Origin of the sequence: Fulvimarina thalattae, assembly GCF_040239565.1 — a bacterium.
In the GTDB taxonomy this organism is placed as follows: Bacteria; Pseudomonadota; Alphaproteobacteria; order Rhizobiales; family Rhizobiaceae; genus Fulvimarina.
Genome location: NZ_JBEHWS010000001.1, coordinates 629,136 through 641,922, shown reverse-complemented (window position 1 = coordinate 641,922; position 12,787 = coordinate 629,136). Strand labels below are relative to the sequence as shown.

At 60.2% G+C, this 12,787-nt stretch carries 8 protein-coding genes and 3 pseudogenes; 1 reads left to right on the top strand and 10 read right to left on the bottom strand.

Annotation, left to right across the window (positions count from 1 at the left end; all coding sequences use genetic code 11):
- Window positions 1-322: 322 nt before the first annotated feature.
- From ABRA89_RS02995 to tssH, 10 genes and pseudogenes are all read right to left on the bottom strand, one after another.
- A pseudogene (locus tag ABRA89_RS02995) lies at window positions 323-1,446 on the bottom strand (IS5 family transposase).
- A 71-nt stretch (window positions 1,447-1,517) separates the two neighbouring features.
- Window positions 1,518-1,907: pseudogene (locus ABRA89_RS02990) on the bottom strand (type VI secretion system tip protein VgrG); the annotation flags it as partial.
- 27 nt (window positions 1,908-1,934) lie between these two features.
- A pseudogene (locus ABRA89_RS02985) lies at window positions 1,935-2,150 on the bottom strand (PAAR domain-containing protein); the annotation flags it as partial.
- A 45-nt stretch (window positions 2,151-2,195) separates the two neighbouring features.
- Window positions 2,196-2,645 carry a hypothetical protein gene (locus tag ABRA89_RS02980; RefSeq protein WP_349939952.1) on the bottom strand — a complete coding sequence of 150 codons (450 nt, stop codon included), beginning with the start codon at window positions 2,643-2,645 and terminating at the stop codon, window positions 2,196-2,198.
- A complete protein-coding gene (locus ABRA89_RS02975; RefSeq protein ID WP_349939951.1) occupies window positions 2,621-3,721 on the bottom strand; it encodes a polymorphic toxin type 44 domain-containing protein in 1,101 nt (366 codons plus the stop codon). Before ABRA89_RS02975 ends, ABRA89_RS02980 begins: the two co-directional genes overlap by 25 nt.
- Before the next feature lie 13 nt (window positions 3,722-3,734).
- Entirely contained in the window at window positions 3,735-5,900 is a 2,166-nt protein-coding gene (locus ABRA89_RS02970) for a type VI secretion system Vgr family protein (RefSeq protein WP_349939950.1), read from the bottom strand.
- A 160-nt stretch (window positions 5,901-6,060) separates the two neighbouring features.
- Window positions 6,061-6,879, bottom strand: coding sequence for a hypothetical protein (locus ABRA89_RS02965; RefSeq protein WP_349939949.1), 819 nt, complete (start codon window positions 6,877-6,879; stop codon window positions 6,061-6,063).
- A 77-nt stretch (window positions 6,880-6,956) separates the two neighbouring features.
- Window positions 6,957-8,006 (bottom strand): hypothetical protein, encoded by a 1,050-nt coding sequence (locus ABRA89_RS02960; RefSeq protein ID WP_349939948.1) that lies wholly within the window; start codon window positions 8,004-8,006, stop codon window positions 6,957-6,959.
- A gap of 109 nt (window positions 8,007-8,115) precedes the next feature.
- On the bottom strand, window positions 8,116-8,592 hold the full coding sequence (locus ABRA89_RS02955) for an Hcp family type VI secretion system effector (RefSeq protein WP_349939947.1): 477 nt from the start codon (window positions 8,590-8,592) through the stop codon (window positions 8,116-8,118).
- Between the two features lie 47 nt (window positions 8,593-8,639).
- The gene (gene tssH, locus ABRA89_RS02950; RefSeq protein ID WP_349939946.1) at window positions 8,640-11,444 is read right to left on the bottom strand and encodes a type VI secretion system ATPase TssH; all 2,805 of its coding nucleotides are present in this window, start codon (window positions 11,442-11,444) and stop codon (window positions 8,640-8,642) included.
- 240 nt (window positions 11,445-11,684) lie between these two features.
- Between tssH and tssA the strand changes: the two genes are divergently transcribed.
- Window positions 11,685-12,761, top strand: coding sequence for a type VI secretion system protein TssA (gene tssA / locus ABRA89_RS02945; protein ID WP_463671245.1), 1,077 nt, complete (start codon window positions 11,685-11,687; stop codon window positions 12,759-12,761).
- Window positions 12,762-12,787 lie beyond the last annotated feature (26 nt).

The window sequence follows — 12,787 nt, the reverse complement described above, 5'->3', positions numbered from 1 at the left end:
TCCGTTCAAAGGCGAACCAGGATCGACAGTCCAAGGCCCGGATAATAGCCGGACGTATGGCGAAGACGGATATCCGCTGACAGATCGTGACGCCGGTCATTCAGACGAGTCCGGAATTGGCGCAGGTGACCATAGTCACGATTGGAGTCGTCCGGAGGGAGGGGGGCTCCAACACATCTGGACACCTCGAAGAACCTTGATTCCCCCGGACGAAGGCGGCTTGAATGTCGTTTCGGGATCGTGGCCGCTCTGAAGCGGCGCGTTTCCATGGTTCTTGCGATTTACGGTCTGCGTTTTTGCCGCCTTGAGGACGTTCTCGCCGTCATGCGGGCGCACCTCGCCCCTGATGCCAGACGAAGCGTGTAAGATTATAGGCGAGATTGATCATGCCGATCTTCGCCTCGGCGCGCACGATGCCGATGGTTCGGATGAACGCGCCCATCGGCCCCTTCTGGCGGGCGAAGACGTGCTCGACCTTCGAGCGGATCGCCGAGCGCCGTCCGTTGGCGCGGGAGGTTCGCTCGCTCATCGGTCTGCCCTTCGGCGTTCGGCGGGGAAACGATTCACTGGATCGTTTCCGTTTGCCGCCTCAATCCGATGAATGTCGGACTTGAAGCCGTTATCCTCCAGCCAGTCCTCGTTCTTCCTCGATCGATAAGCGGTATCCGCCCATACCTTCGAGCCCGTGTTCTGCCGATCGAGTACGTCCGGCAATTGCGCGCCGTCCCAGGCGGCGGCGCTTGTCGCCGACCAGCCCCGGATGAAGCCGTGACGACGGTCGATCGAAACGTGGTTTTTGTAGCCGAACGCCGGCACGGCGATGTCGATGTGCCGCGGCTTTCCTTCCGCCGCCGGCTTGGCCTTTGAGAACTTCACCGTCCAGCGCGCATCCCGATCCTTTTGGCGCAGCTTGGCAGGCTTGTCTTTCCAGGCTTCCGGCACCTCGCCGGCCTTGATCGCGGCCTTCTCGTCCTCGGTATTGCGCTGCTTGGGCGCCGCGACGATCGTGGCGTCCACGATCTGCCCGCCCATCGCCAGATATCCGGCTTTGGCGAGATGCTTGTCGAAGCGGGCGAACAGGTTCTGGATCGCGCCGGCCTCGGCCAGATGCTCGCGGAACAACCAGATCGTCTTGGCATCCGGGACCTTGTCGGCGATGCCAAGTCCGACGAACCGCATGAACGACAGCCGATCCTGGATCTGGAACTCGGCCTGGTCATCGGAGAGGTTGTAGAGCGCCTGAAGAACAAGGACCTTGAACATCAGGACGGGATCGTATGGCGGCCTGCCGCCCTTCGCGCCGTCCGAGCGCTTCAGCGCCTTGGAAAGTGGCTTCCTGAAGACCTCCCACGGAACGAGCGCGTTCAGCTTCTCGAGCGGATCGCCGGCCTCGCTCAGGCGGCCATACCGTTCATCGATATCCCAAAACCCAGGCTGACCACGCATCCCATCCTCCCGATCTCGATCAGGCGGATGGAATCATAGAAAGCGGAGAAAAGGGAGGTTTTTAGAGGCGTCCAGCAGGTGTCGGAGCCGTCCTTCTTCGCGCGCCGGTCCCACGGAAACCACAGCTTGATGCGGCCGTACTGGTCGCAATGGATCTCTTCGCCCTCAGGACCCGCGATGATGCCGACCTGAGCGCCGGCCACATGCGGGCGGCGGGTTTCGCGGTGCGGCGTTGCCGGAATGCGCGAGGGCATCGCCTCGAAGGTGTTGCGGTATTCCGGCTCGTCCCCGGCCGTCTCGTAGGAGCGGTCGACGATCCAGTGCGTCGCGCGAAGCACGACATGTTCCTCGTAATCCCGCTCCGGATGGGCCATCTCATAGGGCTCGAAGCGGCGGCCAGGCTCGACCACGCGGATGTTGGACGCCGCCTCCACCCGGTCGTGATCGGCCTCGGAAGCCTTCGCGTGCCTTCGAAGACTAGGGCGACGTCAGCCCCCGATACTCACATCGTCGAACCCGCTCTCGGCGTTCCTGCCGCAATCGATCGCGTCGTCGATCCGACCGGCTGCCTTGCCGTTGATGAAGACCGTGCTCGATTCAACCGCCAATTTGCGGCCGTGCGCAGGCTTGGGGCACGGCGAACACGCATGCGGCTCGTAGCTATCGCCGACGCGCATCGATGGCTTGCCGTTGACGAAAACGTCTGGGCTGCCGCCCGCAGAAGCAGAAGGCGGGAAGTGGCAGGCTCCTCAATTTGAGCGTTTACGAAGCAATTCGGCGCATTCGATAATCACCTCGGGATTACCGCTAACTAAGGTTCTATCCGTAAGCCGATAATAGTCAAGGCTACCAAAACTCCAACCAAACAATGACAAACCGTCCGTGTAGCCAAAAAATATTTGCCTGTCCAGAAAGCCGCGCTCCTTTTTGCCGTTATTAAATAAAGCCTCCAAAACGTATTCTAAGTCGATATCGCCATAATTGTCTATAATCTCTATTACATAAATATCCCTTCTATACCCATCCCAAGTTACAACATCTGTGTGCAGACGCGGCTGAACGCGGCAAAATTGTGTACCGCTATAAAAATAGGGAAGCGCAAATGCGAATATAAATTGCAATACAACTAGCACCGATAGCGTAGCGAAAGATATCGTCAAAAATTTCTTCATAATCACTTTTCGCCAGCGAATAGCCATTTTTCCGGAAATTGTGATACAATATTGACAATCGTCCTGTAGCTGACCTCTTGATCATACAGGCTATATCCATTGATTATCGCTCGCCGATCCTCTGGTGCATCTGCAAACAGATATCGCTTCATTTCCTCGTCAGGCCGTAAATTTGGCGGGTTCCATAGCGCGCCGGCTATGCCGGCGACCATTTCACGGCCAGTACCTGAGTCTATCTTTTGGGCGAAACCGGCTCCGGCAATGACACGATGTAGCGGGAGTCCTGCGGCTGCAGCAATATAGCCGAAATGCAAGTTCGACCACAAATCATAGTAATAGACATAGCCGCTATTACCGAGACGGTTACGGCTGCCCCAGTCCGCATAAATGATAGGCTTGTGGTCCCACTGACCGCCACCGCCAAAATATGCCAGTTGAACCAGCGTGCCTAATTCCTCGTACCAAGCTTTGGCCGGATGAAAATCCGCATGCGTCTGATGCGCGAATATGCTCTCGGCTATCGCTCGACGGTGTTGCTCCGAGAGCGGCGGTCGGCCTACTTGTTGAGCGTAGATGCCGCGGTTGTTCATCACGTCGCGCATCTCTCCCGTCGCCTTCGCGTTTTTGTTACGGTTCATTTCTTGCGCGATAAATTGTGCAACCGAATCGCCCACTTCAAATTCGAACAGGATTTGTTGATCTGCGGACTGAGAAGAAGGCGGGGGCAGAATCAAGCTACCTTTGTGCTTGGCTGAGCTAACGCCTAGCTTCAGCCGACCGACTAAGAGATTACCATTGGTCTTATCGGATAATGCCGCCGAACCATACGGTTCCATCCATATGTATAGTGTAAATTTCTCGCTATTATATTGCTCTTCTGTAATCTTAAAATGATATTCGCCTTTAGATCGACTGTAGGAACGACCAACACCCGCTGTGATACGTTTGTTGTTCTCTGTATAAGGTCCTTCAGAAAGCGCTTCGGTTGCCGTTAAAGTTCCGTCGGCGTCGAAATAGTAGTTGAGATCCATAAAATCTGAATGACTTATGGGATATTTAGAATGCTGTTCAATCGAAAATGAAAGCCAATGTTGCGTAGTCATAAATCGAGGTCCATCAGTTCAGATCGATGCGCGCAGCTTTGAGGGAAATATCATCATCAGCCGTCATTTTGATGCTCTTGCCCTTTATATCGATTTCACCGTTAGCCTTCATCGTCAGCCGCGTCCCTCCACATGAAATGACGAGCGTTTCCCCAACCTCCACATTCTTGGTCTTACCGACGTGCTCGGTCGATGTTTCCCCTGCCGTGGTCGCAATAGTTCTGCCGGCACTGACGGAATAGGACACGCCAGTAGTCACATAGTGACCAATTGCAGAGTTGACGGTGATAATGGCACCCGCTGAAAGGTTGTAGTTTTTATCCGTCAGGATCGACATATTTCCTTCGCCTGCAGGAAAAATGCCTGGCATTCCAAGAGGGAACGCAGCCTGAGCTATTCCCCACACCGAATTCAAATAGCCCGGACTTACAAGCATGCCTTTCGACATGGGGCCAACGCTCATTGACATGTTGCCGCCCACGATTTCGTGGTGATTATTGGCAACCTCGATAGCCTTGTTATGCCCAATTGATTGAACCCAATTATTGTCGATCCGCTCTGTGTGGTTGTTGTTAACCTTCTCGTTGCGGTCCTTTTGAGCATGGAGATAAATTTCTTCGCGGCCTGCCTCATCCTCGAAGGCGAGTTCATTGTAGCCAGAACCCTTGTGCGTGTTCGTTCGAAATGAACTCTTCGTTTTATTCGCCGGCAGCGTATACGGCACCTTCTGCCTCGGATTGGGCACCAGGCTCGTCACCAGTGGCCGATCCGGATTGCCGTCGATGAAGGCGACCATCGCCTCCATGCCCATGCGCGGGATCACCTGCCCGCCCCAGGAGCCGCCGGCCCAGGTCTGGCTGACGCGCACCCAGCAGGTGTCGGAGCCGTCCTTCTTCGCCCGCCGGTCCCAGGGAAACCACAGCTTGACGCGGCCATACTGGTCGCAATGGATCTCTTCGCCCTCGGGACCCGCGATGATGCCGACCTGGGCGCCGGCCACATGCGGGCGGCGGGTTTCGCGGTGCGGCGTTGCCGGAATGCGCGAGGGCATCGCCTCGAAGGTGTTGCGGTATTCCGGCTCGTCCCCGGCCGTCTCGTAGGAGCGGTCGACGATCCAGTGCGTCGCGCGAAGCACGACATGTTCCTCGTAATCCCGCTCGGGATGGGCCACCTCATAGGGCTCGAAGCGGCGGCCAGGCTCGACCACGCGGATGTTCGACGCCGCCTCCACCCGGTCGTGATCGGCCTCCGAGGCCTGCATCCGCAGCTTTTCCATCCGCTCGTGGGCGGCGATGTCCATCGCCCGGGCGGGATATTCGTAGAGCTCGCGGATCGTGTTGTCGGGAAGGTCGACCAGCGAGGGCGTCTCGGCCCCCGGCACCGTCTGCGGCGTCTCGAAGTTCCAGTCCCGGCCAGACCGCTTGCCCGAGACATAGGAATAAAGCCGCCGCCAGTCGTCGATATGGTTGACGTCCGACGACCCTTGCGCGATCCGCATCCGCGGCTCGCCTTCAGCCGCTGCAGACGGCTTCAGCCAGCCGCTCGGATGATCGGCGACGACGAGGGTGTGGCGGCCTTCTTCGTGGGAAAACCAGTAAAATAGCCCGTCGTTCTCGAAGCGGCGCAGGAGATAGGCGAGATCGGTCTCGTTCCACTGCACCGAATAATGCTCGACCGGCGGGGTCTCGATGACGCCGGAGAGATCCGGCGCGGCAAGACCGTGCTCGGCGAACAGCATCTCGCAGACATCGAGCGAGGTCTTGTCCATGAAGATCCGGCAATCGGAGCGGCGCGACAGGAGCCACATCTCGGGCTTGAGCGTCATCCGGTAGGAGCGCAGGCCGCGCGTTACGGGCGGGCCTTCCTCCAGCGCGGTGACGAGGGCGTTGAAGGGCCGGCGGATCGCCGACTCGACACCGCCGCCACCGCCGAAGCCGCCGCCTTCCTCATCGCCGCCCTGGACGACTTCGAGCCGCACATCGATCCGCCGCCCGATCAGCTCCCCCGGCTTGATGTCGCCGCGCTTGGCACGCACCGACAGCGCGATGTCGAACAGCTGGTTGACGCCCTCGTGAATGACCGCCCGCTCGGGAAGAACAACATCATCGCCCAGCGGCGAGGCCACCCGAAGAACGCGCCCCGCCTGAACGAAATCGGAGGCTGTGCTGTACTCGTTCATGCTGACCATCTCCGAAATTTTGCCCCTGCCACAGCTCCGGCTTCGTCCCCAACGTCACGCAAGTTCATGACAGCGCATACGGTCTCGATCGACGAACCGACGGACGGTCCTCCGCCAGCCTTCGCCGGTCTGTTACGAGGGCCTGCGGGCAACGCACGCCTCATGGCGCGGGCTTCGACATCCGCTGCAGGTAGTTCACGAGAAACTCGCGCATATCGTTCTCGGCCCTGGCTTTGAACGTCTCGACAAGGGCCTCGCGTTTTGCGCGCCCGGCTGGGCTTTCGTAAAACTCAAGCAGGGATTGAACCTCGTCTGGCGAGAGCTGCAGAAGGACCGCAACAACGGCTTTGCCTTCGATCTCTCGCATCAATTCGGGCGGAAGCTGACCCGACCCCTCATTCGTCCCGGCCGGACGTGACGCCTCGATCATCTGGTCTACCACTCCCTCGATCGAGTCCTCATCGATCGCGGACGAAAGGGCTTTCGGATCGACCAGCGACGTGTCGAGCATGTAGCTCGCTCTCGAAGACATCCTCGCGACCTCGGCGGCGAGCAGAGGCGCCGCCATAAGATCGGCCAGGGCCCTGATATCCGCGCCGTCGGGTCGATCGGCAACGGTCTTGTCGATGTCGGGACCCGCATCGCGCATGGCCTTCAGACCTGTGCGGCGAATCTGGCGGTAGTGCGATGCCGCCGCCGCGAAAGCGCCCTCATCGAGAGAGACTTGCGGTTCCTTCTCGAGCGCCGCGTCGATCGCCTGCATGGCGGCGTCGACGTCGAAGCTGTTCGATGCCGCCTTTTTTAAAGCTTCTTCTGCCGCTTCGGCATCGCCCGCCCGGCTGGCCCAGTCCGACGGCCTCACCTCGGCCGAGGCATTTGCTCCTGCCTGATAGGCTTCGCGGACCTGCTCCAGTTCGACGAAGGCGGCGTCGACGGAGGTCGCGGCGGCTGGTCCGGCCAAAGCCACGAACAAAAACAAGCCGGAAATCGACGTCCGTAGGGAGGCATTACGTAAAAGCAGCCACGAGCCCTCACGAGATCGAAGGTAACGCGGCATCACGTTCTCACATCGGCGATGCTCTGAGGGCGGGTCAAATGAGCCAGGTCGGAAAGCACCGTTTCCGCCTTGATCAACTCGCGCCGGGTCGTCGGCTTGCCGCCGAACAGCCCACCGCTATCGGTATAGAACGGGCGGTTGAAGATCGAGCGATGCAATGTGTCGATCCGATGGCGTATGGTCCCGCCGAGATCGCGGATCGAGACAACATCCCGGGCGCCGATGCCTCCGAACATTGGTCGCACCTCTGTCGAAACGGGATATCGGTCTGAACTCGGCGACATCTCGATTGAGCGTTCCGTCATGGCTCCTCCTGCGACCACACCGGGCACGGAGGTGGCGAATTGCGGTTCGATATGAACGAGGAAGTCTGAGTCGAGAACGGCCGTCATGTAAAATGACAATTCGAGCTTCTCGGCGAGCCTCTCCTCGTTGAGAAGGCTCCCGGAGGGCGGATTGAAGAAGGGCGCGGTCTCAAGTCGGGCCGCTATGGCGTCTTTCTCCGCATCGTCGAGTGCCGTATTGTCCTGAACGGCCGCTGCCGCTTGGTGGGCGCAGATGGCGTTGGAGCGAACGAAATCTCCGATCCGCGTCTGGAAATTCAGCGCGGTATCAGCTGTCGCCATATCCGTCTTGCGCGTCAGATCGGCGGCGGCATCCGTAAGATGTTTCCGGGTCTGACCCTTCGCCTCATCCAGGATACGGCCGAGAGCGAACATTGCGACATTGCTGTTCGAGATGGCGTGCAGCGCGTTGAATGTCCGGTTCAGTTCGCGGTCACATATCGTGCTGAGCAGCGCCCGGCCCGCCAGGATTCGCAGCGATGTCTGTGCGAAAACGGCCATCATGACGCTTCCCGTCACAACGGAAGCCGCGAATATGAGAAGCTCGGCTTCTGCCCTGTCGCGTTGGGACTGGCGTTTCAGGGTATCTTGGTAGCGCTCGAAGGCGGCGTCATAGGCGCGCGTATAAGGGCTCGCGACATTCAGATTCCACAGATTCTGCTTCATCTGAATGTCACGGATGTAGCGCGTGATGCGATCGGGCATGGCACTTCCCTGGATATCGGACGCCCTGGAACGGGCTGGATCGTCTTGGAGGGGATGCGAAAGGAAAGGAGGGCGCACTTGGGTCTGGGCGCCCTCCTCGAGAGCGTCGTCAGGCGGCCTTGGTCGTCGCCAGATCGTAGGATGCGATCATCGGCGACTGCGGCGTCTGGTTCTCGTCGTAAGGTGTGTACTTCACTTCCATCTTGGTGAAGTTCAGCCGGATCGTCTCGACGGGACGGTCACCGCTGGAGTCGATCGAGTAGTTGGCGATCAACGTGTTGGTCAGGTTGTACTCGATATAGGTCATACCCGGATTACCGGTGGTGACCAGATGGATCACGGCGCGCTTGCCGGTCGAGCCGGAGCAGGCCTCCTGGAAGAGCTTGGTCGCCGAGGAATCGCTGACCTTGGTCAGCACCACTTCGGAAATCGACGGCTCAGAAGCCTCACGGTTCGCCGCGGAACCGGCGGCAGTGTTCATGTTGCGGGACACGTTCCAGTGGATGGCTTCGATGTCCATCCATTTGCGATGCTGCTCTTGGGTCGCGTCGCCCTGGATGCCGTCGATTTGCAGATAGATTGGCATGGGGTGTCAATTCTCCTGTTGCTTTTCGCTTTGCTTGCAAGTCGGCCTTATGAAATCGTTTCGAGCCGACTGCCGTCTCCGATGTCCGGTCCCTCTTGGGAACCTTGAGACGCGGGACGCTCCGACGAGCTGGTCTTCGGCTCGACGAATTCCTGGGATCCGGCATCGGCAGCTTCGACGGTGAAGCCGTCGCTCTCGCCGAAATGGACGGTGATCTCGCGGATACGGCGCTGATTCAGTATCGCACCGAGGAAAAAGCTCGAAAGGACCGGCAGGATGTCGCGCGCGATCATCGCCTCGATGGCGCGGGCGCCGATATCGCTGGTACCGGCGGCGGCGATCAGCCTTTCGCGAGCCGTGTCGGCAAGTGCAAAGTCTGCTCCGTACCGATCAGCGATACGCGTCGCGACCTTCTCGATCTGCAAATCGACGATCCTCGTCAGGCTGTCGCGATCGAGCGGCAGATACGGAAGCACTGTCGTGCGGCCCAGAAAAGCCGGCTTGAAATGCTTCTTCAGTTCCTCCGAAACGATGGCTTCCAGCGCCTCGCCCGTAGGCATCGTCTCAGGGTCCTCGGAAAATCCGGCCAGAAGCTCCGAGGCGCTGTTCGCCGTCATCACGATGGTGGTGTTCTTGAAGTCGACGTCGCGGCCTTCGCCGTCGCGCATCACACCCTTGTCGAACAGCTGGTAGAAGATGTCCTGCACGCCCGGATGGGCTTTGTCGATCTCGTCCAGAAGAAGCACGCCATAGGGTCGTCTGCGCACCGCCTCGGTCAGGACGCCGCCCTCGCCATAGCCGACATAGCCGGGCGGGGAGCCGAGAAGCATCGAAACCTTGTGCTCCTCCTTGAACTCGGACATGTTGATAGTGGTGACGTGCTGCGTCCCGCCGTAGAGAAGATCGGCGAGAGCAAGCGCTGTCTCGGTCTTGCCGGTGCCCGACTGTCCTACCAGAAGGAAGACCGCCGGAGGGCGGCGTGGATCGGAGAGTCCGGCCCGCGACGAGCGCATGGCCGAAGCGATCCGCTCGAGCACCACCGATTGTCCGATAATCCGCCGCCCGAGCCGGTGTTCAAGACTCTGAACCACTGCGATTTGATCGGCGAGCAGCTTGCCGACCGGAATGCCGGTCCAGCGGGCGACCACCGCCGCCACCACCTCCGCGTCGACAATGCGGGGCGCCAGCGGTTCATCGCCGGCAAGGTCACTCAGTTTTCGCTCGGCCACCGCGAGATCGCGGCGTAGCTCCGCCAAGCGATGCGGATCGTTTGGCGTAGCTGCCTCGGCCTTAGGCTGCCAACCGTCCGTCACAGCCTTCTTACCGTCGGAGAGGACGCCGACGCCTGCGGCGAGCGCTTCCGCAAGCTCGGCCTCCAGCAAGTCGGCCTTTCGGGCAAGATCGCGCTCGGCCGCGTAACGCTCGCGGGTTGCCGATATCGAGGCGTCGAGCTCACCGATACGGATGGGAAGGGCGCCGAGGCGCTCTTCCTGATCGCTGCCGGGCTCTCGCGAGAGCCAAGCCAGCTCGCTGCCGAGACGCGTCCGCTCGGCTTCGGCGGCACGCACCGCATCGGGCAGGCCGTTACGAAGCGTCGCGACGGTTGCGGCAGCCGTGTCGATCAGGCTGATCGCCTTATCCGGCAACTGGCGGTCAGGGATATAGCGCGCCGAAAGCCGGATTGCGGCGAGAAGCGCGGAATGGCGAATGACAACGCCATGATGCTCCTCGAAGCGCCCGGCGATGCCCCGCAGCATGGCGGCTGCCCGCTCTTCGTCTGGCTCATCGACCTTAACCGCCTGGAAGCGTCGGGTCAGCGCCGCATCTTTCTCGATATAGCGCTTGTACTCGGAGAAGGTGGTGGCGGCGAGGGTGCGCAATTCCCCGCGCGCCAGCGCCGGCTTCAGGAGGTTCGCCGCGTCGCCCTGCCCTGCCTGGCCGCCAGCGCCGATCAGCGTATGCGCCTCGTCGATGAAAAGGATGATCGGTTCGGGGCTCGCCTTCACCTCGTCGATGACACCGCGCAGCCGCCGTTCGAACTCGCCCTTCACCCCGGCACCTGCCTGAAGCAGGCCGAGGTCGAGGGAAAGGAGCCGAACGCCCGACAGCCTCTCCGGCAGTTTTCCGCTAACGATTTCGAGCGCCAGTGCCTCGGCGATCGCCGTCTTGCCGACACCCGCCTCGCCGACCAGGATTGGATTGTTCTGTCGGCGGCGCATCAGCACGTCGATGACCTGCCGCAATTCATCCTCACGCCCGATCACCGGATCGATACGGCCCTCCTGCGCCGCAGATGTCAGGTCCTGCGTATAGACCCCGAGGAAATCGTTGCGGGTCCGGGTAGCTCCAAGAGCGCTCGACTGGGTATCCGCCTCGCCTGCATCCGACGGCGTTTCCGCCCCCGCCTGGGCCTGCTTCTCAAGGACGGCCTGATCGATCCCGCGCAGAGAGGGCGCCACACCCCGTAGTAGTGAGCGCAGAGTCGTGTCGTCTGCCAGCGTAATGAGAACGTCGGCGAGCTCGACGCGCGAGCGGCCAAAGTTAAGACTCGCCAGAACGTAGGCTTCTCTCGAAAGCTGAATGAGATTGGGCGAAAGCGTCAGAGAATCGCGATTTTCAGGCGGCAAGTCGGCGAGAGCCGAAGTCACCTCGCGCTGCACGGCATCGACCGAGACCCCAGCCTCCCCGAGGAGAGCAGCTCCCGCGTCATGACGCAGGAGGGCATACAGCCAGTGGACGATATCAACGCTGGCATGTCCGGAATTCGCAGCCGTGGAAGCTGCTTCTTCAAGCACGGCACGGGCGTCCACTCCGAGGCTCGAAACCAGTCGTTCGACACTCAATTTTGGCATGGATAACTCGCTGGCCAACACGGACTCAACACGACGATTTATACCGCCGGTGCACACCTCCACATGGTAATTGTGGCGAGAATGTTGTTACGCAAGATAAAAAATTTTCCTTTACAGGCGCATTTCATGCCTTAAACCGGGTGTCGGCGGGGTTGCGACCGGAAGAGGAAAAATTCCCGCATTACGAAACGTCAGATGACGGAAATGCTTCTTTTCTGTCCGGTATTTAAGGGGCCGTTTGTGGACGTCTCAGGGACTGACGGAACGAGGACGGAGGCCGACGCTGCTATCGGGGGATCAAACCCGCGAACGGCTGCCGACGTGCGCCCGCTCTACTTCCAGCTGAAGGATGCGCGGCAGGCGGCGCGAAGCGACGAGCGTTCCGTTGTACCCGGCGAATTCCTCAGTCTCTCTCCGAAATGGCGGGAGGTTTCGACCTGTGCGAGGCAGATTCTCGACAATCACGGTAAAGACATTGAGGTTCTGGCCTGGCTTTGTGAAGCACAACTCAGACTGAATGGTTTTGAAGGTCTGAGATTTGTATTTTCCGAGATGGCGGGGCTGTTCGAAACTGCCTTCGACGCGCTTCATTCCATTGGCGACGGCGATCTGGAGGACAAGGTCGCCCCGCTCGCCGGTCTGAACGGCGTTGGCTCGGAAGGCACGCTGATTCAGGCGATCCGTCTTGTCCCGCTGGTGCCAGGCGGAAACTTTGCCCAGAACAGCCTCTGGGACTACCAGCTCAGCCAGCGCGAAAGCGAACAGGCGCTCAAGGAACGGCTGCAGGACGCCGTCGAGGAAGCAGGTACCGCAGCGATGGTCCGCCAGCACGAGGCCGTCCTCGGTTGCATCAAAGCCTTCGACGATGTGACGAAGGCGCTCGATGCGGCTTGCGGCACCGAGGCGCCGCCCAGCCGCAACATACGCACGGTCCTCGAAGAAGCGGCGGCCGCGATCCGGATGCTTGCCGGGGTCAGCGGCGATGTACACGGCGAAGAGGAGCCGGTCAGCGAGCCGGGCGGAACGGAGCCCGGTGTCGAAAGCCAACCCCCGGCCGCTGTGAGCGTCCGCACAGGAAAGCTCGACATCAGCTCGCGCGAAGAGGCCTTTGAGGCGCTTGAGGCGATCGCGCGATATTTCCGGAAATCTGAACCCCATTCTCCGATGGCCGCGTCGATCGACACGCTGGTCCGCCGCGGGCGCATGGACTTCGCCGATCTCCTTACGGAACTCCTGCCCGACCCTGAAACACGTCGCCGGATTCTCGTTGCGGCGGGGATACAGCCGCCATCTGACGGCCAGAATTCGCCCTCATAAGCCACAAAATTCAGACCTAAAGCGGC